Annotated in this window: 25 protein-coding genes; 9 read left to right on the top strand and 16 right to left on the bottom strand. The window is 42.5% G+C overall.

The window, feature by feature from the left end; all coding sequences use genetic code 11:
* Positions 1 to 42 precede the first annotated feature (42 nt).
* Both rodA and ACZ5AE_RS24410 read right to left on the bottom strand, forming a co-directional pair.
* Positions 43 to 1,212, bottom strand: coding sequence for a rod shape-determining protein RodA (gene rodA, locus ACZ5AE_RS24405; RefSeq protein ID WP_464567083.1), 1,170 nt, complete (start codon positions 1,210 to 1,212; stop codon positions 43 to 45).
* A 104-nt stretch (positions 1,213 to 1,316) separates the two neighbouring features.
* The gene (locus ACZ5AE_RS24410; protein ID WP_464567084.1) at positions 1,317 to 2,075 is read right to left on the bottom strand and encodes a DUF4931 domain-containing protein; all 759 of its coding nucleotides are present in this window, start codon (positions 2,073 to 2,075) and stop codon (positions 1,317 to 1,319) included.
* 197 nt (positions 2,076 to 2,272) lie between these two features.
* On the opposite strand from ACZ5AE_RS24410, the gene ACZ5AE_RS24415 reads away from it, so the two are divergent.
* On the top strand, positions 2,273 to 3,055 hold the full coding sequence (locus tag ACZ5AE_RS24415) for an undecaprenyl-diphosphate phosphatase (RefSeq protein WP_464567085.1): 783 nt from the start codon (positions 2,273 to 2,275) through the stop codon (positions 3,053 to 3,055).
* 36 nt (positions 3,056 to 3,091) lie between these two features.
* On the opposite strand, the gene ACZ5AE_RS24420 is transcribed toward ACZ5AE_RS24415, so the two are convergent.
* Positions 3,092 to 3,754 (bottom strand): FMN-dependent NADH-azoreductase, encoded by a 663-nt coding sequence (locus tag ACZ5AE_RS24420; protein WP_464567086.1) that lies wholly within the window; start codon positions 3,752 to 3,754, stop codon positions 3,092 to 3,094.
* Positions 3,755 to 3,999: 245 nt separating this feature from the next.
* Between ACZ5AE_RS24420 and ACZ5AE_RS24425 the strand changes: the two genes are divergently transcribed.
* From ACZ5AE_RS24425 to ACZ5AE_RS24445, 5 genes are all read left to right on the top strand, one after another.
* Complete coding sequence (locus ACZ5AE_RS24425) at positions 4,000 to 4,944, top strand: substrate-binding domain-containing protein (RefSeq protein ID WP_464567087.1); 945 nt, start codon at positions 4,000 to 4,002, stop codon at positions 4,942 to 4,944.
* Positions 4,941 to 5,810 carry an ABC transporter substrate-binding protein gene (locus ACZ5AE_RS24430; protein ID WP_464567088.1) on the top strand — a complete coding sequence of 290 codons (870 nt, stop codon included), beginning with the start codon at positions 4,941 to 4,943 and terminating at the stop codon, positions 5,808 to 5,810. Before ACZ5AE_RS24425 ends, ACZ5AE_RS24430 begins: the two co-directional genes overlap by 4 nt.
* Positions 5,811 to 5,873: 63 nt before the next feature.
* On the top strand, positions 5,874 to 6,572 hold the full coding sequence (locus ACZ5AE_RS24435) for an ABC transporter permease (protein WP_464567089.1): 699 nt from the start codon (positions 5,874 to 5,876) through the stop codon (positions 6,570 to 6,572).
* Positions 6,569 to 7,312, top strand: coding sequence for an ABC transporter ATP-binding protein (locus ACZ5AE_RS24440; RefSeq protein WP_464567090.1), 744 nt, complete (start codon positions 6,569 to 6,571; stop codon positions 7,310 to 7,312). Before ACZ5AE_RS24435 ends, ACZ5AE_RS24440 begins: the two co-directional genes overlap by 4 nt.
* Before the next feature lie 330 nt (positions 7,313 to 7,642).
* The gene (locus tag ACZ5AE_RS24445) at positions 7,643 to 8,401 is read left to right on the top strand and encodes a (S)-benzoin forming benzil reductase (protein ID WP_464567091.1); all 759 of its coding nucleotides are present in this window, start codon (positions 7,643 to 7,645) and stop codon (positions 8,399 to 8,401) included.
* 40 nt (positions 8,402 to 8,441) lie between these two features.
* Here the strand turns inward: ACZ5AE_RS24445 and ACZ5AE_RS24450 are convergent, their stop codons facing one another.
* The 7 genes from ACZ5AE_RS24450 to ACZ5AE_RS24480 all read right to left on the bottom strand — a co-directional run bounded on the left by ACZ5AE_RS24450 (position 8,442) and on the right by ACZ5AE_RS24480 (position 15,830).
* A complete protein-coding gene (locus ACZ5AE_RS24450) occupies positions 8,442 to 9,815 on the bottom strand; it encodes a HAMP domain-containing sensor histidine kinase (RefSeq protein ID WP_464567092.1) in 1,374 nt (457 codons plus the stop codon).
* Complete coding sequence (locus ACZ5AE_RS24455) at positions 9,793 to 10,503, bottom strand: response regulator transcription factor (RefSeq protein ID WP_464567093.1); 711 nt, start codon at positions 10,501 to 10,503, stop codon at positions 9,793 to 9,795. Before ACZ5AE_RS24455 ends, ACZ5AE_RS24450 begins: the two co-directional genes overlap by 23 nt.
* A gap of 455 nt (positions 10,504 to 10,958) precedes the next feature.
* Entirely contained in the window at positions 10,959 to 12,476 is a 1,518-nt protein-coding gene (locus tag ACZ5AE_RS24460; RefSeq protein ID WP_464567094.1) for a flotillin family protein, read from the bottom strand.
* 28 nt (positions 12,477 to 12,504) lie between these two features.
* On the bottom strand, positions 12,505 to 13,047 hold the full coding sequence (locus ACZ5AE_RS24465; RefSeq protein ID WP_464573731.1) for an NfeD family protein: 543 nt from the start codon (positions 13,045 to 13,047) through the stop codon (positions 12,505 to 12,507).
* A 302-nt stretch (positions 13,048 to 13,349) separates the two neighbouring features.
* Positions 13,350 to 14,084, bottom strand: a complete 735-nt coding sequence (locus ACZ5AE_RS24470; protein ID WP_464567095.1) for an amino acid ABC transporter ATP-binding protein — start codon at positions 14,082 to 14,084, stop codon at positions 13,350 to 13,352.
* Between the two features lie 233 nt (positions 14,085 to 14,317).
* Positions 14,318 to 15,013: an amino acid ABC transporter permease gene (locus ACZ5AE_RS24475; protein WP_464567096.1), complete on the bottom strand. Its 696-nt coding sequence runs from the start codon at positions 15,011 to 15,013 to the stop codon at positions 14,318 to 14,320.
* Positions 15,000 to 15,830, bottom strand: a complete 831-nt coding sequence (locus tag ACZ5AE_RS24480) for an amino acid ABC transporter substrate-binding protein (protein WP_464567097.1) — start codon at positions 15,828 to 15,830, stop codon at positions 15,000 to 15,002. Before ACZ5AE_RS24480 ends, ACZ5AE_RS24475 begins: the two co-directional genes overlap by 14 nt.
* Positions 15,831 to 16,311: 481 nt before the next feature.
* Here ACZ5AE_RS24480 and spo0A point away from each other — a divergent pair, with 481 nt between their 5' ends.
* Positions 16,312 to 17,085 (top strand): sporulation transcription factor Spo0A, encoded by a 774-nt coding sequence (spo0A, locus tag ACZ5AE_RS24485; protein ID WP_464567098.1) that lies wholly within the window; start codon positions 16,312 to 16,314, stop codon positions 17,083 to 17,085.
* Between the two features lie 53 nt (positions 17,086 to 17,138).
* Here the strand turns inward: spo0A and nadE are convergent, their stop codons facing one another.
* Positions 17,139 to 17,960, bottom strand: coding sequence for an ammonia-dependent NAD(+) synthetase (gene nadE / locus ACZ5AE_RS24490; RefSeq protein ID WP_464567099.1), 822 nt, complete (start codon positions 17,958 to 17,960; stop codon positions 17,139 to 17,141).
* A gap of 124 nt (positions 17,961 to 18,084) precedes the next feature.
* Here nadE and ACZ5AE_RS24495 point away from each other — a divergent pair, with 124 nt between their 5' ends.
* Complete coding sequence (locus ACZ5AE_RS24495; protein ID WP_464567100.1) at positions 18,085 to 18,597, top strand: acyl-CoA thioesterase; 513 nt, start codon at positions 18,085 to 18,087, stop codon at positions 18,595 to 18,597.
* Between the two features lie 57 nt (positions 18,598 to 18,654).
* Here the strand turns inward: ACZ5AE_RS24495 and ACZ5AE_RS24500 are convergent, their stop codons facing one another.
* Both ACZ5AE_RS24500 and ACZ5AE_RS24505 read right to left on the bottom strand, forming a co-directional pair.
* Positions 18,655 to 19,656 carry a DUF3231 family protein gene (locus tag ACZ5AE_RS24500; RefSeq protein ID WP_464567101.1) on the bottom strand — a complete coding sequence of 334 codons (1,002 nt, stop codon included), beginning with the start codon at positions 19,654 to 19,656 and terminating at the stop codon, positions 18,655 to 18,657.
* Positions 19,657 to 19,809: 153 nt separating this feature from the next.
* A complete protein-coding gene (locus ACZ5AE_RS24505) occupies positions 19,810 to 20,781 on the bottom strand; it encodes a cation diffusion facilitator family transporter (RefSeq protein WP_464567102.1) in 972 nt (323 codons plus the stop codon).
* A 122-nt stretch (positions 20,782 to 20,903) separates the two neighbouring features.
* On the opposite strand from ACZ5AE_RS24505, the gene ACZ5AE_RS24510 reads away from it, so the two are divergent.
* On the top strand, positions 20,904 to 21,611 hold the full coding sequence (locus ACZ5AE_RS24510) for a DNA alkylation repair protein (protein WP_464567103.1): 708 nt from the start codon (positions 20,904 to 20,906) through the stop codon (positions 21,609 to 21,611).
* A gap of 14 nt (positions 21,612 to 21,625) precedes the next feature.
* On the opposite strand, the gene ACZ5AE_RS24515 is transcribed toward ACZ5AE_RS24510, so the two are convergent.
* From ACZ5AE_RS24515 to ACZ5AE_RS24525, 3 genes are all read right to left on the bottom strand, one after another.
* Positions 21,626 to 22,060, bottom strand: a complete 435-nt coding sequence (locus ACZ5AE_RS24515) for a GtrA family protein (protein WP_464567104.1) — start codon at positions 22,058 to 22,060, stop codon at positions 21,626 to 21,628.
* 111 nt (positions 22,061 to 22,171) lie between these two features.
* Positions 22,172 to 22,405, bottom strand: coding sequence for a hypothetical protein (locus ACZ5AE_RS24520; protein ID WP_464567105.1), 234 nt, complete (start codon positions 22,403 to 22,405; stop codon positions 22,172 to 22,174).
* An 88-nt stretch (positions 22,406 to 22,493) separates the two neighbouring features.
* Entirely contained in the window at positions 22,494 to 23,495 is a 1,002-nt protein-coding gene (locus tag ACZ5AE_RS24525) for an AI-2E family transporter (protein ID WP_464567106.1), read from the bottom strand.
* Between the last annotated feature and the right edge of the window lie 90 nt (positions 23,496 to 23,585).

The raw sequence follows: 23,585 nt of genomic DNA on the forward strand, positions 1-23,585 counted from the left end.
AGTAAAAAAAGAGCGAAACAATGTCGCTCTTTTTCAAACAAATTATGCTGTTGTCGAAAACATATACTTTTTATAATGGTACCTGATTGAAAAAATCAAGCCCAGTCCCAGCATATTCCCCATCAATGCGCTTCCCCCGTAGCTAATGAACGGGAGCGGAATACCGGTGATTGGCAGGACCCCGATGGTCATGCCGATGTTTTGGAAAACGTGGAAGGTAATCATACTGATGACTCCAACACAAATGTAGGTATAAAAATGATTTTTTGTTTCCATTCCGACCTTTGTAATATGGTAAATCAATAAAAAGAACAAACTAATCAGCACGCTTGCGCCAATAAAGCCGAATTCCTCACCGACAACACTGAAAATAAAGTCAGTATGGCTTTCCGGCAAATATACTTCACGGTGGCCATAGCCTTTCCCGCCAGTTTGCCCTGAACCAATCGCCATCAGTGATTTGGTTAACTGGTAACCGGCCGAGCTTTGGAAATTATAAGGGTCGAGCCAGGAATAAATCCGGCCGAACTGATACTGTTTGACACCTAGATATTTTTCCAGCAAATCGGGCTTCCATAAAACGAAATAGAGAATTGTTGATGCAAGCACAATTCCAGCTGAGAAAATGGGCACAAGCAGTTTCCAAGAAATACCCGAGATAAAGATCATCCCTAACAAAATGGCCAGAAATACGAGCGAGGTTCCTAAGTCCGGCTGTTGCATCACTAAGAGCAGCGGCACCATCGTCACAAGACCAAGCTTCACCAACAGCCAAAAATCGGTCTGCAATGTTTTGACAGAATTTTTATGGTGATGGTCATCAATCACCCGCGCCAGTGCCAAAATGATAAAAATCTTTACAAACTCAGATGGCTGCAAAGACCCCATCCCAGGAACCTTATACCAGCTTTTCGCCCCGTTGATCACAGGAGCAATGCTGGTCGGAGCAATAATTAAGAAGCCGAGCAAAAAGATCCCGAAGCCGTAAGCGTACCAGGTTAATTTACGGAGCTGGTCTGAATCCAGCGTCATCACTGTCGCGACAATCCCGCCGCCGACCGCATACCAGACAATTTGCTTGAGCAAAAAGTTTTCCTTATATTGACCACTTGCCTGCGCACTATAAATCGACACACAGCTCGCCAAAAACAACAATAATACTATCAAAACCAGACTGTAATCAATCTTGGAGTTTGTGTTCTTTGAAGTCACGAAGAAGTCCCACCTTAAAAAAAGAACTTGTACATTCCTCCATTATATTTTTAATGAACACAAATCACAACTTTCAAACTGTGTTTGGGTGAATTTACATAATTCTAAAAGTAAATCCGCTTCAGTTCGTCCGCCATCCAATTCAGATTATTCGGCACCTGCGGAAGACCGTAACCAATGTAGAGCGGCGTCGTTACAAATCTTGGTACAACCTTGGCGTAAATTTTTTCATCAAAATGATGGAAGAAAATATTATAGCTCGTCGCCCTAAAGGGAAAATGATGAAGAATATAATGGACAGCCATTTGCATATATTCGGCAAAGCGCTCTTGATAGCCGAACTCCGGCATTTCCATATTAAACTCGTAAAAACCAACACGCGGCTTGGTGGAAAGCGTAAATCGGACCCCATTTTCCTCAGAAATCACAATGCCCTCAAACATTTCAGGCGCAACTTTTTCTTTATAGTCAAGATCATGCAGTCCAATAATTTGCATATGCGGATGGGCCAGGGTGCCTCCAGATAACGGACCATGATTTTTGAAAAAAATAACCGACTTAAAGCCCCCGCTTTCTTCCATCTCCAGCCAATGACGCAATCCGAACCTAATCAATCTATGTAGATGCTCTTTTGAGTAGGTTGATAGTTCCGCATGGCAGTCGTCTGTTTCAATTAACACAGTTTGATAGGCATTTTCCAGCACGGGATATTTATTTTTCAAGAGAATAATCGGACCATCGACCTCAATCAGGTCGGTAAGCTCTTCTCTGGCGCAAAATGGACAAGCCTGCTCTTTATTACGGTAATTTTCCGGCTTTTTGACCCCAATGGAAGTATTAAAATAAAGATGTTTATTTTCCAACCCGATTCTCCTCTCGAGGATTACTATACTTCTATTTTATGGGAGAACGCTTCACCTTTGCACCTATTTTGTTTTTTAACAGATAATTTGTTTTTGGTAACTGTAAAAACACAGATGATTTTCATGAATAAGTAAAAATACGCATATGAATGGAATGTACAGGCTTAGCCAAAAAAATATGAACTGAGAGGGAATATATGTTAACAAAACTTGAAGCACTCATCCTCGGGATTATTCAGGGGCTGACGGAATTTCTGCCGATTTCGAGCACCGGGCATCTTTATTTAGGACGAAATTTGTTTGGACTGCAGGAAGCTGGCCTGCTGCTCGATACGATGCTGCATGTTGGTACCTTGCTGGCCGTATTCGTCTTTTATAAAGATGAATTTATTAACATCATCAAGAAACCGTTTAGTAAATTAATGTTGTTGCTTATTGTCGGAACAATACCGGCGGTGATCTTTGGACTGGCTTTCAAGGATTATATTGATGAAATTTCGAAAACAGGCGTGACGATTGGCTGGGAGTTTTTAATTACCGGTTTATTCCTGTGGCTGGCCGATTCGGCGAAAAACGGCCATAAGAGAATGGACGACATCAGTTATAAGGATGCCTTTATCATCGGTACGTTCCAGGCGGTAGCCATTATGCCGGCCATTTCGCGTTCGGGAATGACGATTGTGGCTGCACTTTGGCGTAAGCTGGACCGGGAAACTGCCGCATATTTTTCGTTCCTTTTGTCAACGCCAGCAATTGCCGGGGCGATTGTTCTGCAAACAAAGGATTTGTTTGGCGGCAGCGCTGAGGAAATTTCACTTTCCGCCTTACTCGTTGGAATTGTCTCATCTGCGTTCTTCGGCTATGTTGCGGTCAGATGGATGATTGGGTATTTGAAAAAGCATTCCTTGAAGCCGTTTGCGGTTTACGTTTGGGTGCTGGGATTAATTGTACTGTTCTTTCAGTTTACGGGGAAATTTTAAAAAACACGGCTCGCAATCCGGTGCGAGCCGTGTTGTTTATATAGCAACAGTTGCTTTCGCCATTTCTCTTGCCGCATCTGCCGCTTTATCCTTTGCCGCTGCCATGATTTCTGTGATTTGTTTTGGGTAATGGTCCAGCCCTTCTGCGTAGACGGTGTCCATTAATTCAAAGCCAAGGAATTCAAGCGCCTTTCTTAAATAGCGGTCCCCCATTTCAAATTCGGCCATTGGACCGGTTGAGTAAATGCCGCCCCGGGTTTGGATATGAAGTGCCTTCCTTCCTGTCAGCAATCCTTTCGGGCCGTTTTCCGTGTTCGTAAAGGTTTTTCCATGAAGGAACATACAATCCATAAACGATTTTAAAATCGGTGGTGCGCCAAGATTCCAAATTGGCGTCACGAACACATAGTAATCGGCCGCGATAAATCGCTCAGCCAGTCCATGCATTTTTTCAAGCTTCGTCCGCTCGCCTTCAGACAACTGGTCCTTCGTATACCCCATAAAAGAAAGCTTAGCGCGGCCAAATAATAAATCCATATCTATTTCTGGGATATCCATGCTGTAAAGGTGCATATGCTCAATTTCAACATCTGGTTGTATTTTCTTAAATTCTTCGAGAAAAACTTCCCCGATTTGCGCTCCCTTTGAAAAATTGGAATCTATTTTTGGATTGGCGGTTATATATAAAAGCTTGGACATTCAAATCCCTTCCCTTTAAAAAAATTATTATTTCTTCTATTAATAGTACAACAAACTTTATATGCTCACTATTGAACAATAGATCAAGTTTGTGAACTTATTATGAATTCTCATCCTAGCATAAAAAAACTCCGAACAATTCGTGACAATCCTAAACAAAACTTAATAAAACGTTACAAAACTTAACAAAAGTCATATCGAATGTGATATGATTTTTTTAAAATTATGGAAAAGGAGGGATTAATATGGAGGAAAAGGCCTATACTCCCGATGAGGTTGCGCAGATTTTTCAAATTTCCAAGCACACCGTTTACGAGCTCATCAAACGTGGAGAGCTCCAGGCCTTCAAAATAGGAAACAAAATGAGAGTTGAACATGCCGAACTGGAAAGATTTAAAGAAAAAACGAAAGCGCCGTCTAAAAAGCCTGTGGTAGATCACTCAGCACCAGTTTATCATCATGCTGCATCAATTCGTCTTTCCGGGAGCCACGACTTTCTGGTCGAGCATTTTACCAAACAGGCAGCAGGTTCTCTAAGCCTGCAAATCCAGCCTTCCTATATCGGAAGTTTGGAAGGATTGATGCTCTTATATCGTGGGCAATCTGATATTGCCGCCATCCATCTATTAGACCCTGCCTCACAAGAATATAATCTGCCATTTATCCATCAGTTATTTATTTATGAATCGATTTTGGTAATGAGATTGGCTGCACGAGAACAAGGATTTATTGTTGCCAAAGGGAATCCAAAAGGGATACAGGATTTCCACGACCTGACCAGAAAAGACGTGCATTTTATTAACCGGCAAAAAGGAGCAGGAACGCGCTTTTTACTAGATTCTAAACTATCAAGCTATGGAATCGATCCTAGTAAAATTTTTGGCTATGGCAACGAAGAGTGGAACCATCTATCCGCCGCCGCCTACATAAGCAGGGGAATCGTCGATGTCGCATTTGGCATTCAGTCCGCTGCCATTCAGTTAGGGCTTGATTTTATACCGGTTGCAAAGGAAAATTTCGACCTTGTTTTTCGCTTCAAAGAAGAGAACAAACGAAGCCTGGCGGAAATCATTCGCTTCCTGCAATCGGATAGTTTCAAAAACAGCTTAACCAATCTCGAAGGTTATGATGTGTCAGATTTAGGAAAAATCATCTATCAAACAACTACATCGGAGGAACTAATTTTATGAGGAAGAATCGTTTATTGATTACTCTATTTGCTTTTATGCTTTTAATTTTATCAGCGTGCGGCAATTCCGATACCAAAACAAATGCTGCTCCTAAAGAAAAGAAGGCAGAAGAAAAACCAGCTCAAACGGAAATGATTTTAGCAACCACTACAAGCACACAGGACAGCGGCCTGCTGGATGTCCTCATTCCATTGTTTGAAAAAGAAAATAACGTAAAAGTGAAAACAATCGCCGTTGGTACTGGACAAGCTCTTGAAATGGGAACAAAAGGTGAAGCGGATGCCCTATTAGTTCACGCTCCTGCAGCTGAAAAAGCAGTAGTTGACGCTGGCGATGCCATCAACTACAAACGTGTTATGTACAATGACTTTGTTTTAGTAGGCCCGAAGGAAAACCCAGCCGGTGTAAGCGGACAGGATATTAAAGCAGCCTTCAAAAAGATTGCTGATACTAAAAGTGTTTTTATTTCACGCGGTGACGACTCTGGTACACACAAAAAAGAACTAAGCATCTGGCAGGCGGATACGATCAAGCCAGAAGGTGAATGGTACGTATCCACTGGGCAAGGAATGGGACAAACCCTTCAGGTTGCTGCTGAGAAAAAGGGCTATGTTTTAACGGACCGCGCAACATGGTTAGCTCAAGAGAAAAACTTAGACACCCTGAAAATCGCCGTTGAAGGCGGACAGGACTTAATGAACATTTACCATGTCATGCAGGTTAACCCTGAAAAACATAATATGGTTAACAGCAAAGACGCAGAAGAGTTTGTTAAATTCATGATAGATAAGAAGACTCAAGAAGTCATTGAAAACTTTGGCAAGAAAGAATACGGACAATCATTATTTATTAGCTATACAGAATAAAACATTAACTAAGCTAAAGGCCGCCCATAAATTGGACGGCCTTCCCGGCACCAGGAGGTACATATGGAACTGCTAATCGACGGACTAAAGAAAGCAATAGAGATGATATTTACCGGTAATTCCGAGGTTTTTGCGATTACATGGCTGACTCTAAAAGTTTGTCTCATTGCCATTTTGATTAGCACCCTTATTGGCTTGCCGCTTGGGATCCTGCTTGGGTTGACGCGTTTCCGCGGGCGTCGGCTGCTTATGTTATTCATCAATATGGGCATGGGCCTCCCCCCTGTTGTCGCCGGGCTTTGGATTACGATGTTTTTATGGCGGTCCGGTCCGCTTGGTGAATGGAGATTGCTGTATACGCCGACCGCCATTGTTATGGCTCAAGTGTTAGTTTCATTGCCGATCGTGACAAGCCTGACAAGCTCGTCATTCCAGCAAATCAACGAAAAAATGCTGTTACAGATTAAAGCCCTTGGCGCCACTAGGCTGCAGACATTAATGATTCTCGTCAAGCAATCGAAAATTGCGATTGTTGCTGCAATTATGGCGGGCTTTGGCCGGGTCATTGCCGAAGTTGGAGCGGCAATGATGGTCGGCGGGAATATTCAGGGAGATACCCGTATCCTAACGACCACCATTGTGATGGAAGTTTCAAAAGGTAACTTCGATATTGCATTGGCTTTGTCGTTTATCCTGTTATCCCTTGCCCTGTTAATTACGGCGGCATTAACCTTTTTACAGCAAAGGAGGCGTTTCTCGTGACGCCGTTAATTGAATTAAAAAATATCACATATCGTGCAGGAAACCGCAGCATTCTTAACCTTCCTGAATTTCAGATTGAAGGCGGCGAATTCCTGGGGGTTATGGGCCCGAACGGTGCGGGAAAGAGCACTTTGCTAAAGCTGATTGCTTTTTTAGAGAAGCCTTCGGGAGGTGAAATTCTCTACCGCGGTGAGACAATTCCCTCTGGCAGCGCTCCGCTTGAGTTGCGGCGGAAATTTTCGATTGCCCTGCAGCAGTCGTTACTATTAGATGGTACTGTTTTTTACAATATTGCGATTGGTTTAACATTAAGAAAGGTTCCTAAAACTGAAATTAAGGAAAAAGTTACACGCTGGCTAGAGTTGTTTGGGATTAGCCATTTGGCGAAAAAAAATGCCCTCTATTTATCTGGCGGCGAAGCACAAAGAGTAAATTTGGCGCGAGCGATGATTGTCGAGCCGGAAATCCTGTTTCTTGATGAGCCATTTTCAGCATTAGATTTTCCAACGAAAATCAAGCTCATGGAAGATTTCAAGGAGATTATTTCCACAACCGGGACAACCGCTGTGTTTGTGAGCCATGATTTGATGGAAATTCATTATCTGACAAACCGGCTGGCAATTATCGTTGGCGGCGAAGTAAAGCAATCCGGACCTACCCCTCGGGTCCTTGAACATCCCAATTCTTCCACCCAGTCCTTCTTAAACGAGTGGAAGAAGTTCTATCCGATTGCACGTTAAGTTTTTGCAGCTTTCCTTTATGGGGAGGCTGCCTTTTTTATTTGTCGGAAAATGATCTGATTTTTCGGGTGGGAAAATTATTATTCGCCAATTGAGAGCTCTAATTCGCCAATAGAATGCTTAGAATCGCCAATAGAAGAAGTAAAAATCGCCGATAGACTAGGTTAATTCGCCGAAAAAAGTCCTTGACCAACCGATAAAACCTTTCAAATCGCCGATTGCCTCCTTAGAACTGCTGATAAAACGTATTTTCCCCCAAGCCTCTTCCTTGAATTAAAGCTATTACAAACATAAAATAATGAAAGGATGATTAATAAGGGGGATTTTCCCATGAAATATGCGATTGTTACCGGTGCCTCGAAAGGATTGGGCGAAGCCATTGCAAAGCGCCTTTTCCAAGAACACATGGCTGTCATATCGGTGTCCCGAACTGGCAATGAGGATTTAAAAAATCTTGCTGCAGAAAAAGGCGTAAACTATAGACATTTTCCCTGCAATCTTTCACTGGATAAAGAAATTCAGGAAGTTTTTATGGAGGTTGCCCATAGTATCTTTAAAGAGGAACCTGAAGAGATTCTTCTTTTCAACAACGCTGGTGTGATTGAGCCCATACATACGGTTGGCAGATTGGACCAAACGCCTACTGTTCGGAACATCAAAGTTAATTTAATTGCGCCAATCTTGATTACCAATCTATTTTTAAGTAAAGCCCAGCATACAAACACTACCATTCAGGTCATCAATGTGACATCGGGTGCTGCTGTCCACCCTATCGAAGGCTGGAGTGTGTATTGCAGCTCAAAAGCAGGGTTAAACATGTTTACGCAAACAGCGGCTCTCGAGCAGAGGGAGCTAGGAACCAATCATAAAATTTTCGCATTCAGCCCCGGGGTTATGGATACAAAGATGCAAGAAACGATCCGCTCTTCATCGCAAGATGCCTTTAATGATCTCGAAAAATTCATCGAGTTCAAGGAAAAAAATATCTTATTAAAAGCGGAGGTAGTGGCCGGAGCATTAATAGACCTCGTCTTAAGTGGAACAGTTGAAAGCGGAAAGGTTTACCATATTATCGATTTACTTAAATAAAGACCGGGTCGCTGCAACCTGCTGCGGCCCGGTCTTTACACTAATATTCCCTCGGAAACCACAACGTCATAGTTGTTCCTTTTCCAAGCTTACTTTTCACCTTTACAATTCCTTTATGAGCGTCCATAAGTGCCTTCACCACAGAAAGTCCAATTCCCGCTCCGCCTGTTTTTCGGTCCCGGGACTTATCTCCGCGATAGAATCGTTCGAAAATGTGCGGGATGTCTTCCTCCGCCATGCCGGTGCCTTGATCCTGTACTCTGAAGCCCACGTAGCCATCGCGGTCCGTTGCCACTGAAATGGTCACATTTTTTCCTTCCGGCGTGTACTTCAAAGCATTGTTTAGAACATTAGAGAGAATTTGCATGAGGCGATCCTTGTCTGCATCAAAAATCTCCTCCTGCCCGGGCTCTACAATATGCAGGTGAACCCCTTTCTCCTGGAAAATCGGCATAAACATTTCCCATAATGCCGACAGCACACTGCCAGCATCGAGCTCGATTTTTTCGAGTTTCATTTGCGGGTTTTCTGCAGCGAGCAATTTCTCCAGCTCGTTCACAAGCCTAACCAACCGCATCAGCTCCTCGTGACTGGCCTGAAGGCGCTGCGGAGTTGGCTCCCAGATACCGTCCTGAAATGCCTCGATCTGACTTCTTAAGGTAGCAAGCGGGGTACGCAGTTCGTGAGCCAAATCCCCCGTAAACTGTTTCCGAAGCATTTCCTCCTTTGCCAGTGATTCCGCCAGGTTATTGAAGGAAATGGCCAGCTGCTTAACCTCAGTTGGCAGCCCCTTTAATGGAATACGAATATTCAGGTTGTGTTGCTGCAACTCATCGGCCGCAAAGGAAAGCTTTTTCAAACCAGAGGTTAATTTTTTTGAAAAAAGCATACTGAAGACAATTGCCAGTACAACGGTTAAGCATACAGCGGCATATATGTATAATTGGATGGTTTGGATAAATTTGTACTCGTCATCAATTAAGCCCTCAGGATAAATCGCGACGAGTTTTCCGATCATTTTGTTGTCGACCCTAAGTGTATAATTTTTCGAGTGCCATTCCTCACCGCTTGGCTCCGGTTCATTCAGACCGAGGCTATTCAACATGCTGCGAATATTTGAGGAGTCCATCTGAATTTGTCCGTAGCGATCATAAAGTTGAAAATAAAGCTGGTCACCCATCGCATATTCGTGCAGCATCGCAAACACCGGGTCCCGTGTAAAATGGCCGTTTTGCCGAAAGCCCTTTTCAATTTCAGTTATCACTCTATCAATCTTTTTTTCACGATTTCGGTCCAGATAGCTATGAAAGCTCTCTTCAAATCCGTATTGGATAAAAAAGCTGACGATCAAAATGCCGATCATCGAAATCACTAAAAGGTAAAAAAGAATTTTAGACCGGAGCGTTTGCAGCATCGGGAACCCCTCCAAATTTGTAACCCATGCCGAAAACAGTCATGATGAACTCCGGCTGCCGTGAGTCGCTCTCGATTTTTTTGCGCAGGTTTTTGATATGAGTATCTACGCTGCGCTCATATCCTTCATAATACATGCCTACATCCTGGATTTTTTCAAGTAAATCCATGCGGCTGTAAACCCGGCCGGGATTCACGGCCATATTGGTTAACAGCTTATATTCAATAGGGGTAAGCGTAATATATTGTCCGTTAACGGTTACTTCCTTTTTATCTAAATCTATCGCAAGTTTCCTTCTGTTAAATTCAAGACGGTCCACTTTTTCGGCCTTTTTGATGCGTCGTAAAATGGCCTGAACCCGGACAACAACCTCGCGCGGGCTGAACGGTTTCGTTAAATAATCATCAGCGCCCATGACGATGCCGTTAATTCGGTCGTCTTCAGCTGACTTGGCCGTCAGCATCAAAATCGGTACATCGGATTCCTTGCGGACAAGCCGGCAAACCTCTTCACCTGATATGTCGGGAAGCATCAAGTCTAATATTATTAAATCAGGCTGAAGGGTTTTGGCCTTTTTCAGAGCAACTATTCCATTATCTGCACTATGAATTTCATAGCCTTCTCTTTCAAGGTAAGCTTCGAGAACTTCTATGATTCTACGTTCATCGTCGACTAATAATATTTTCATTATAATCACTCCCCATATCATAACTATAGCATCCTGGGGCTGTGATTTTTGCAACTTCACAAAATCATCATAAGTTCTTCATAACATCTTCAATCTTTCCCGCTAAAATAAGAACATCTAAGAAGAAGGTATTCTCGACGGCCCCCCCAAGTTGTCGAAGCAATCCCCTTTTCGGAGTCACAGCAGGTCTTATGGCTCTTACTCATCTCAAAACACCTCTCTTAAATATAAAAGGGTGTCCCGACGACGGGGCACCCATTTTTATTTGGGAAAGGCTGCAAATATCAAAATGATGCTGGAATGATTGGTGCGATGACAACCTAATTGAAAAACCAGGGAGGTAAGGTGAGTCAGCAGTGGTTTTCAGGTAGGATCCTGCTGTGACTCTTGGTCTTCTTCCATACTGTGCGCATGGAAAAGGGGCGACCGCATTTAAGCAGGTCAGCCCCTTTCTATTAATCTTTCTTTTTGATTTCGTCTGTTAATTCCTCAATGCTTCTTTTCACGTTCGATTTGCCAGAATAGTTCTCAATCAGCTCTTTGAGGTCTAAGCCGCTTGATGCCTTTAGTGACTCCTGAAGGCTAGCCATCAGGTTGGTGGCATAGCCGGTAATTTTATTGGCACCGCCATTTGGACCAGAACCGCCGCCTGTATCCACGACCGTAATTTTCTCAATATTGGAAAGTGGGCTTGCCACCTGCTTCGCGTATTCCGGAAGCATTTTGATAATCATATCGAGAATGGCAGCCTGGCCGAATTGCTCAAACGCTTCGGCAATTTTTTGTTTTGCTTCAGCTTCGGCAAGACCTTTCATACGGATGATTTCGGCTTCAGATAAACCTTGGGCCTTTTGCGATTCCGCTTTGGCAATACCGTCCAAGCGCACGCGCTCAGCCTCGGCCTGTGCCATCGCCTCAATCCGGTATTTGTTAGCTTCCGCATCAGCCATCTGCCTTGCTTTTTCTGCAGCAGCAGACTGTTCAATCGAATAGCGGTCAGCATCTGCTTTCTTTTTCACTTCAGAATCGTATTGGCGCTCGCGGCGGAGAATTTCCTTTTCCTCCAGCTCAATTTGCTTCTGTCTTTCGATGATTTTAACCTGCATTTCCTGCTCGGTTACATCCTGCTTAGCTTTAGCACTTTCAAGATCATAAGCCATATCAGCGCGGGCTTTGGCAATATCCTGCTCGCGGCGGAATTCCGCGATTTTTAATTGATTGATCTTTTCCGCCTCGGCAATCTCTGTTGCGCGCTCAAGTTCAGATCTTTTCGCTTCCTTATCGGCTTCAGCTTTTTTAATGCGTGTTTCTTTATCAGCTTCGGCAGTGGCGATATCAGCATCGCGCTTCACCTGCGCAATCCGCGGCTTACCAAGGGCATCAAGATAGCCGTTTTTGTCACGAACATCTTTAATCGTAAAGGAAACAATGATTAGACCCATTTTCGCAAGGTCCTGCGAAGCCACACGCTGCACTTCCTGCGAGAATTTGTCACGGTTCTTATAGATTTCTTCAACTGTCATCGAGCCAAGAATGGAGCGCAGATGCCCCTCAAGAACCTCTTTCGCCTCATTTTCCCTTTCTTCCTTCGGCTTGCCGAGGAACTGTTCAGCTGCTGTGGCAATTTCCGTAATGGAACCACCGATTTTGATAATGGATACCCCATCAGCCATAACCGGTACGCCCTGCTCTGTATAAACCTCCGGGGTGGTCACTTCTAGTTTGCTAGATAACAAGCTTAATGGTTCTGCTTGTTGAAAAACTGGTAAAATAAACGTACCGCCGCCGCGAATGATTTTAATTTTGTTACCCGATTCGTCGACGTGGACATTTTTGTTTCCAAGGAAACTACCGGTTACAATCAGTGCCTCATCCGGCCCGGCCGTCCGGTACTTGGTAATAAATACTCCGATTAATGCGATTAAGATAAGTGCAACAATCCCAATAATTACCCATACAAATCCAAGTTCCATATTGTGAACCTCCTCTTTCTCTCTATTTTTATAAGAAGCTTTCAAGTTCCTGGTGAATGGTTACTTCAAGGACCCCATTCTTCACCTGAACAATAAGCACTTTCACACCGTTTGGTATGGACTCCCCTTCAAAGCTTGTGGCAGGCTTGGCAATCCGGCCGCTTGCATTCTCAATGATGACCTCTCCGAAGCCGTCGGCAGGAATTGGCGTGATGACGGTGCCAATCCGTCCTCTCAGATCAGATTCTTTATAGACGAGTGATTCCTCAGCGGAGGATAACGGTACAAGAATAAAAACATTTAATAAAGTAACAACTATAAATGCGAAAACAACTGATATTCCCAGTATCAGTAAGTAATGAAGGTCAGTCAGCCTTTCAAATAGGTAACCGCTTGCCGATAGGACCGTGACAAAGGCAAAGACAAGGACCGGATTGAGAAAGTGCAAGCCGCCGTCTCCTGTGTCAAAATGAAACACATCAGCAAACAACACATAGAAAACAGTTAATACTCCAGAAATGATGAGACCGTACAAATAAATCGTGGCTATTGGCAAGCCGAAAAGTTCCATATGCATCATCCTTTTCCTTCATAGTGAGTTGTAAGTACAAAGGAAAGTTGTTTTCATTTGTACATAGGGCATCCATCCCTTCCCTCTGTCATATGTATAGTCAATAATACGGATAAAAAAGGGAAAAGTTTCACTTTTTGGGGATTTTTTATGAAGTTTTCACAAAGATGTTAAGCGGCAGTAAAAGCGGATTACACGACAAAGGTAAGACCGATTTATCCGAAGTTAACCGGATTTACGACAGTTAGAACAGGCAATCCGACTGCACAACAAAAAAATGCCCCAGCCCTCAGCTGAAGCACTTATTGAATCATATTCAAAAACTTCCTAGTTCGTTCCTCTTTAGGGTTGGTGAAGATTTCTTCCGGCTTGTTACGCTCGACAACGACGCCGCCGTCCATGAAGATGACTTCGTCTGCTGCGTCACGGGCAAATCGCATTTCGTGAGTAACGACAATCATGGTCATCCCCTCTTGGGCAAGGTCTTTCATGACCCTCAACACCTCGCCGACTAACTCAGGGTCGAGCGCCGATGTCGGTTCATCAAATAGCATTACCTCAGGCTCCATTGCCAAGGCACGGGCAATTCCGACCCGCTGCTGCTGGCCGCCCGATAGCTGCGAAGGATAGTAGTCCATTTTATCGCCGAGGCCTACTTTTTGAAGAAGGGCAGCCGCCTTCTCACGCGCTTTCGATTTATCCATCCCCTTTACCACAACCGGTCCCTCCATGACATTTTCAAGAGCCGTTTTATGCGGGAAGAGATTATAGTTTTGAAACACCATTCCTGTCAGACGGCGGAACGAGGCAATGCTTTTTTTCGAAACGTTTTTTGAAAAATCAAGACTGTGGCCTTCAATGGAAATGACACCTTTTGTGGGAATCTCAAGTATGTTCAAGCAGCGGAGCATCGTCGTTTTCCCCGATCCGGACGGACCGATCACAACCACAACCTTTCCTTTCCCCACGTCAAGATCTATTCCCTTTAATACCTCTAATTGATCGAACTGCTTGTGTAATCCTTTAATGGAAATCATTGTAATACTCCCTTTTTCATTCGGGTTTTTTCTAAAAAGGGTCATTAAAAGTCGATTCGCTGATAGAATGGCCAAATTCGCCAATAGACCCGTGAAATTCGCTAATAGAATCTTATCGATTGCAAAAAATCCAATACGAAATCATTTTTATGCAATTATATTTAGTTATTTCAGTCCTTTTGTTATTGATTCTGTGCGAAAAATTGTATTTATGCTGCGAAAAAAATATTTCATCACACATACCGATCCATCCTCTTTTCCATATATTGCTGGAGCACAGACAAGAAAAAGCAAATAACCCAATAAATGAGTGCTGCCTCGGTATAGACCAACAGAAATTCATAGTTCCGGGAGGCGATTTCCTGGGCACGGCGGAACATTTCTGTTACTAGCACCAGGGATGCGAGTGAAGTATCTTTTACAAGACTAATAAATGAATTCGATAATGGCGGAACTGATACTCTCGCAGCCTGTGGCAAAATGATTCTTTTTAAAGCTTGCGCGTAAGTCATTCCAATGGAATAGCCAGCCTCCCACTGGCCTTTGGGGATTGACAGAATCGCCGCGCGGATAATTTCTGATGCATATGCCCCAACGCTCAACGAAAAGCCGATGACAGCAGATATAAACGGATCAAGCGTAATCCCGACATTCGGCAACCCATAAAAGATGATAAATAATTGCACCAACAGGGGAGTCCCGCGGATGGCGGAAACATAAACTCTTGCAATCCCCCGCCATACTTTTCCCTGCGAAATTCGGGCTAGGGCTGTCAATACAGCTAAAATGATCCCGACAATAAACGAAATAATGGTTAAAGGAATAGTGTTCATAATTGCACCCTCCAGCATCGGCTGGAGGGAGGTTTTGGCGATATCCATTAACCTGGCTGTTCGTTCCGGGTCAGCAAAAACACTATTTAAGAACATCTACACCAAACCATTTCTCGGAGATTTTTTTGTAGGTGCCGTCATCGACCATGTCTTTTAAGGCCTTATTCACGGCATCAACAAGGGTATCGCTTTTCTTTCTAAACATAAATCCGCTTGATGATGCATCTTCACCGGTAGCCACAATTTTAATCGGTGCATCTGGCTTTTGCTTTGTATAATCCAAATAAGCAATTTTGTCATTAATCGTCACATCGACGCGATTTTGCGCAAGCAGCTCCACTGCCTGCTGGAATCCATCAACACCCACAAGATTTGCTCCGTACTTTTTCGCCATATCTGCGTAGTTGCTTGTCAATGATTGCGCGGAATTTAATCCTTTGATATCTTCAAATGATTTGACCTTTGTATTGCTCTTGTTGGTAACTAAAACAGCCGCAGAAGTGATATATGGGTCTGAGAAGTTGTATTTTTCCTGACGGTCAGGACGAATTCCGACCTCATTGGCAATCATGTCAAATCGCTTTGCATCAAGGCCGGCAAACATGGCATCCCACTGAGTTTCTTTGAACTCAGCCTTCACTCCGATCCGCTTGGCCACCTCTTCGGAGAGTTCTACATCAAATCCGGTTAATTTCCCGTTTGTATCATGGAAGGTAAACGGAGGGTATGTACCTTCTGTTCCGATTAAAATTTTCCCGTCATCCTTAACCTTGGCTAATAAGTCATTGTCCGTTTTCTCAGCCGTTTTATTGTCAGTCTTTTTATTATTGTCTGCTTTGTCATCCTTGTTGCAGGCTCCCAATACAAGCACGAAGCTCAACAGCAAGGCACCAATGATGGATAGTTTTTTCATGATGATTACCTCCTAAGTCTCAGTTATGCTTACCCCTTAAAGTGATGGGTTTATTTTGCCCTTTTATAAAAATTAAAAACCTATCAGAGTGGTTCTGATAGGTTAAAATTTCTTAAAATATAGCGTTCAGTTTGGAGGAAGGTAATTTTAATATAACGGGAAATACCCCTCACAGCATCTGTAATTTTGCATTTTTATAAATACTTAGCAATCGCTTTCAATATAGGACTTAGGTAGTAAAGGGTCCGTCTATCTATACTATCTTTGAATTAGACATTAATACCGAAATTGAAAAGTACAATCTAGGTCAATAGCCTTTTTATTTTTACAACAAAGCCAAATGTTCGACAAGATTGAACAAATACCACAGAGATTTTATATAGCTACTAAGTATTTTGTTGGAAAATATTACTTGTTTCTTAACGAAAATTATCGAAAAATACTTAGTAGTAGGATCTTTTGAGGAAGGAATTGGTTAAACATGATAAAAATTGGAATTATAGATGATAATTTTCAATTAACGGAAATACTAAATGAATACCTGTCAAAACTCGGCGATATGAAGGTGGTCGGAATCGCCCATAACGGTATGGAGGGAATGGAATTAATCAAACGGGAACATCCTGATGTAGTCATTCTGGATTTAATCATGCCTCATACCGACGGATTTTCTTTACTCGAGAAGCTTTATGCCGATCATATTTCGACCAAAGTCTTAATGCTGACAGCCTTTGGAAAAGAGGACATCATAAAAAAGGCAAATGAGTTAGGAGTCTCCTATTTTCTTTTGAAACCGTTTGAGCTATCTCAGTTATCCGATACAATTAGAACAATTTGTTCAAACGAAAGTTATTCTATAAAAACCTCGAGAGGATCTAAGCCGTCAAATGAGAATATGAACGGCGAGAGCTTAGAAATAAGAATCACCGATGTGCTCCGCTCGATGGGAATTCCAGCAAACCTAAAAGGGTATATTTTCTTACGGGAAGCTATCCAAATGGTGTTCCGGAATGTAGAATTATTAGGCGGGATTACAAAATTGATTTATCCGGCCATCGCCAAATTGTACAATACTACCCCAAGCCGGGTTGAAAGAGCTATCCGGCATTCGATTGAAGTAGGCTGGAACCGGGGCAGTATCGAGCATTTAAATCTGGTCTTTGGCAACACTGTAAGCCCTTTAAAAGGAAAGCCTACTAACAGTGAATTTATTGCACTAATTGCTGATCATTTAAGGCTTCAAAAAGTAGGATAAACGCTTATGCATAGAGACTGCCTATTGCTTTAAGGCAGTCTCTTTACAGCTAATTACTTCCACCATTCGTCAAACATGCTGGCGGGAAGTCTCCGTTTATGTTCTGTCAAGATATAGCGCTGTTCGATTTTTTCCGCAACCTCCCGGGAAACCTGCTTGCCTTCGAGGTAATCGTCAAGTTCGTCGTAGGTAATGCCCAGTTCTGTTTCATCTGCCTGACCAGGCTTTTGGTCTAACAGGTCAGCAGTCGGGATTTTCAAATAAAGGCGTTCATCTGCGCCTAGTTCCTTCAGAAGTGCCCTGCCCTGCCTTTTGGATAAACCGGTTAGCGGCAGAACATCAGCCCCTCCGTCACCGTATTTTGTATAAAAACCGGTGACCGCCTCAGCTGCGTGGTCCGTCCCAATTACAAGCAGCCCTTCCATCCCGCCAATGGCATATTGAGCAATCATTCTCATTCTCGCCTTAACATTTCCTTTCTGATAGTCGCTCAACGGCTGTGTTGGTGCAGCTGTGTCGTATTCCTTCTGAACTTCATCAACTGCTCCTTTAATATTAAACACCATTTCCCGGTCGGCCTGGATAAAGTCAAGCGCCCGCTTTGCGTCTTCCTCATCGTGTTGAGCTCCATATGGCAGCCGGACTGCAATAAATAAGGCATCCGTCCCTTCATTTCGCAGCTCTTCGACTGCAAGCTGGGTCAGGCGTCCTGCCAACGTGGAATCCTGTCCTCCGCTGATTCCAAGCACATAGCCTTTTGCCTTCGTTTTGGTTAAATACATTTTTAAGAAATCGATTCTCTTCCGGACTTCTTCTTTCGGCTGTATGCTGGAGGAGACGTTTAACTCCTTCATAATCTGTGCCTGCATGCTCATTTATTAAAAACCTCCTAGAAAGTGCTATTATATTGTAATGTACCACAATCGCTGATTTTTCACTAAAAATTGAACGGAATTAGGGCAAAATAGAAATAATTAAGCAAATGGAGGTTTTTATTATATGGAAGCTAAAACATGCAATGAGTCTCGAGTAGTCAGAACCAGCCGGGTGTTCCCGAACGATGCCAACAACCATAATACCTTGTTTGGCGGGAAACTGATGAGCGATGTTGATATGCTCGCATCGATTTCGGCAACAAGGCATTCACGCAGCGAATGTGTGACTGCCTCAACCGATTCCGTCGACTTCCTTCATCCAATTACACCGCAGGATTCGGTCTGCTTCGAATCATTTGTCACTTGGACTGGTACATCCTCAATGGAGGTTTTTGTGAAAATTATTGCCGAAAACCTGATTTCCGGCGATCGAAAAATTGCTGCCACTGCCTTTTTAACATTTGTGGCATTGGATGACGATGGCAAGCCAACTAAAGTCCCTAAAATCATCCCTGAGACAGAGGAAGAAAAAAAGTTATTCGAAACAGGGAAAGAAAGGGCCGAAAAACGGAAAGAACACCGAAGACACAGTAAAGAACTGGCGGGATACTTTACAACGCAGAAACCGTGGGAATAACATAGACTCTAAGTAAGGTTAAAAAAATAGACTAAGTTCACTGCACACAGCTGGAACCTAGTCTATTTTCTGAAGGTCTCTTCTGCTAGGAGCATGAGGTGGTTTTTGGAACCAGCCACGGTCCATTAAAAGGTCCACTCCCTTAGCAGAGTAAATAAGAATTTCAGCGATATATTTTTGATAGTGGGCCACTAAATCGGATCTCATCGATAACGATACCGCGTGACCAAGGAGAGCGATATCTATTCCGTTTAAGGCATGGAAAAGGGTGACAACCAATCGGTCAGAAAAAGGTGAGACGGTTGAATCCGTCACCTCAATATTGGTTGTAATAAGGCCATATAGCTCTTCTTTCATTAAAATATCATTAAACGTTCTGATTTGCTGTTCGGAGATTTTTTTTCCTTCTTTAATAAAGCTATGAATTTCTTTATCCTTAATCACTTGAAGAAGGCCCATACATAGCAATACTGAAAAATAATTTCTCTCGATATTAAAGAAAATCTCCATTATTTCAGCTACATTCAGTGGCCTTTTTTTGCCGAAACCACTTATATAGGAAAGTTTGTCTTCATATTCCACCTTATCAGGATAAGGAACGTATGGCGGACGGTCGTAAATCCCTTTTGACAGCATTAACTGAGTTGCTTGCCTATAAAGTTCAGTTGATTCGTAGTTCATCGTGATAAAAAAATCCAAAACATCCTTCCTTGCAACATTAGCCGTCATGAAGCTCCCATTAACCATTAGTAGTCGGGTTAAGGAATAAACGAAGCTGAGTCCGAACATATCATAAAATAAAGGAGGGGCCGCCAAATTCAAATCTTTTTCTGAAAAACCATCAGGTATCGGAATACCTTCTTTTACAAAAATGTCAGTAATCTGTTGAAGGTTTGTTTCCGAATTCTGCAATGCCAGCTCAAGGATCGGCTTAATTTCTACATCCTTATTGTGATGCAGGAAATAGGTGAGCAAACAGACAGTCATGTTTTCCTGTATGTACGTAGCCCATAATGCGGCAATTTCCGAACTTGTCAACCTAATGCTGCGCTCAGACATACGTAAGCCTCCCTAAAAGTACTCTAGGAATAGAATTCCTGTAATCCATCCATTTTATACAAAGTGAAACATGGGGATGGTTAGGGCAATTATAAAATGCATCATAAAAAAACAATTTCATTATAAAGAACAAAGTGTTAGAAAATAAACCTGCTATACAGTAGGCCGGGGTTTGTTTTCCCAGTGCATAATCTCGTCTTCTTCATCTATTTCAATCTTGACGTCGACTACTCCGTTTTCAGCCAGTATTTTTTCCGCTAAGCGGTCTCTAATATCATCCGCCTCCGCAACTGTAAGCTGGGGATCGACTTCAATTTCCAATTCAACATGAAGGTCTTCTCCTTCCTTAATAACCGTAATTCCCTGAATATCCTTGACATCTGGATCTGAAATAACAAGCGAGCCAATTTTGTTCTCCATTTCTTCGTCAGCTTGGCCAATTACCCCTGCTGCATTGTCCAAAAAGACCCTGCCGACCACAAAAAACATCATGGCTCCAATCAAAATAGAAGCTAATCCTTCGAGCCAATGGAGGTTGGAAAAATGGGCAATAACTACTGCGATAATGGCCAGCAAACCACCCAAGGTTGCAACAAGGTCCTCCATAAATACAAGCTTCGTCGCAGGCTTGGCTCTGCCCAGATTGGCAAAGCTCTTAGCAAATACACCCGGACCGCTTGCTTCCAGTCCAATTTCATGGAGGACCTCATTCATCGCTTTGTAAAGAACAAATGTCTCAAGGATGGTCGCCACACCCAAAACAATGATATTGATGATAAAACCGCCTGACGCTGTTGGATGAACTATGTGGTGGTAGCCTTCTTTAATAGTTTCAAATGCCATAATCCCGACAATCAACACCGCGCCAAGTAAAACTAGATTGACAAGCCGTCCGAATCCGTTTGGAAATTTTTCCGTCGGGGCTTTTTTACTTAAAGCCGAACCGATAAACACAAAAAACTGGTTTGCCGCGTCCCCTAAACTATGCATGGTTTCGGCGAACATCGCTACATTTCCAGTAAACATATAGGCCACGCCTTTGATAATAGCAATGACTGTATTAACAATTGCTGCAAGCATCGCCGATTTACTTCCACGCTTTAATAATTGAAATAGTTCTCCCATCCGAATCCCCTTTTCTCTTAAAATTGGCTAATCTTAATATTTTCTAAAAAGGATGAATGAATGCGATAACAGAAAAATTTCCATAATGATGGTAAAATAGAAGAAAAGGCTGGAGGCAGAAAATGAAATTAGAAGAAATTATGCAGACTCTCAAAGTGCTCGGTTCGGAACAAACGAAGAAGACGTTTATCAATCATGGTGCGCGCGGGCCTTTATTTGGAGTAAAAGTCGGCGATTTAAAAAAGCTCGTCAAACATGTAAAAAAGGATCCAGAATTGGCGCTCGCTTTATACGAAACCGGGAATAGTGATGCCATGTACCTGGCTGGTTTATCAGTTAATCCAAAATTAATGTCGAAAGAAACACTTCAGCTCTGGGTAGAGAAAGCCGATTGGTACATGCTGGCCGAATACACGGTCGCCGGTGTCGCAGCAGAAAGTCCGTTTGCACTTGAACTTGCCCGAGATTGGATGAAGTCAGATGAGGAAATGATTGCTGTTGCTGGGTGGAGTACCTATTCGAACTATCTCTCCATAACTCCTGACGAATTGCTGGATCTCGGGGAGATAAGGAGCCTGCTGCAACAGGTTGAGTCGACAATCCATAAGGAGAAAAACCGCGTTCGCTATGTGATGAATGGGTTTGTTATTAGTGTCGGAGCCTATGTGACTGAACTGAATGAAGAGGCTAAACGTGTGGCCGAGAAAATTGGTAAGGTTTATGTTGATGTCGGCAAGACAGCTTGTAAGGTGCCGCTGGCTACTGATTATATTAAGAAAATTGAAGAACGAGATAAAATTGGCGTTAAGAGGAAAACGTGTATTTGCTAATTTAAAAGGACCCCTTATGTAATAACATCGGGGTCCGTCTTGCTTTTTTCTGTACCTTTAAAAACAAAATGCTTCTGACCTAAATAATTCATAATAGTATAAATGCCAGTCCCTAATAAAACCGAGAACTCCTTAGCAACCCCCATCGGAAACCCGGGCAATTTTTCAAAAAACCCATTAGCCAGTTTCAACCCTAAGGAGTATGAAACAAAATAACAAACACCAATCACGAGGGAAAACCGGACAAGGCTGCCGCCAATCGCAACCTCATTTTTAAAAGTAAAATTTCGGTTCAATATAAAACTAACCCCAGCCCCAACGATATTCCCCAACAGTGTGGACCACCAGTAAGACATATGTAACCCGTTAAGCAGCACATACATGGTGGTCAAACCTACTATCGTATTTATAACCCCAACTAGTAAAAAACGAACAAAGGAGTACCTCATTAATGAACCTCCGTAATAAACTGTTCACTTGTTTATAAAGTGTCCTTGAACAGTCCACCTTAAACAGAGAAAACGCCTCCCAAGACAAATTCAAGGGAGGCCGAAATTTATTTATAAGTTTCTCAGCACCATGTTTAAACGGTTTGTTCGTTCACTTTTTTCTTCTTCCGATACTAGATCATATTTTTTCAATAAATGAAACACTTCATTCAAAATGTCCTGGGTGTGCTCTTTTTCAAAAAACTGCTCGAACAATGGCTTCATTTCTTCCGGTAAGAATGCCGCTTGTGATTCATATTTCTTTTTCACATCATCATGCGAATGATCCAATTTGCATTCACTCATAAGCTTCCCTCCCATAACTAATTAATATTAGAATACCATCTTTTGGACCAAACAAAAAAGCCCCTGGGTTTAAAGGGCTTATTGCAAGTTAAGGTTTCTTAGTTTCGGTAACTTCCAAAACATCAAGAAGGAAGACAAATACCGGAATCCCGATAATTAACCCCCATACCCCGAAGAAGTGCTCGGAAAAAATTAATACAATGAAGGTATAAAAAACAGGCAAATTCGTTTTTGAGCTCATTAAATTCGGGTTCAAAATATAGGCCTCGATGCCATGGATGATGGCGATCGCAATCCCGACATAAAGGACCTTCATCAGGCCGCCGATACTGTAGGCGATGATAGTCAGCGGAATCAAAGAAATAATTACCCCTGCCACAGGAATCAAGCCAAGCAGGAAAATCATAATTGACAGGCCGCCTAGCTGCGGGAAGTCCAGCAGCCAAAGAGAGATGGTTGTTAAAATACAGTTTACAACTGCAATAATTAATTGCGCTTCGATTACTTTACCAAACGTTCTGACAAACTTCTGCGCAAAGAATTCTATTTCGACATAAATGGATGCAACCTTACTCGTCTTAAATTTCCCGGTGAATTCAATCAGCCTTGGTTTTTCTAAAAGGAAAAATAAGCTTAATAGAAGCGCAAGCAAAACTTGCAGACTTATTTTACTGATATCCGTAAAATACTTGAAAAGGTACGTAACCCCCTGTTCCAGGTAACTGGAAATCTTCACCTCATTCATTTGGCTGACAATATAATTCAAAACAACATTATCATGCTGTGAGGTATAAAAGGCCGTCAACTGCCTAATTAGGGCGGTGATTTCCCCCGCAATCATCGGCAGGTACATGACCAAACAATAGGTAAGCAAACCGACAATGGTGGCATATGAGATAACTACCAGCAGCTTTCTATTTAGCGGAATTTTGTCCTCAATGAATTGAACCAGCCGATCCATTAAAAACGTAAAAATGAAAGTCAGCAATATAAAATTAATAATGGATTTCATCGCGTATAAAGCCAATGCAATCACAATAAAGATTAAGATTCTTTTGAAGCTTCTGGTTTGGTAAAGTTTATTCATCATCTGTAATTATCAAACCCCATTTTGTTTACTATAACGTTCACTATAATTGTGAAATTTACAAATATATTATATCAAATTTGTTCCTATTTT

The sequence above is a fragment of the Neobacillus sp. S1227 genome, from assembly GCF_055385255.1.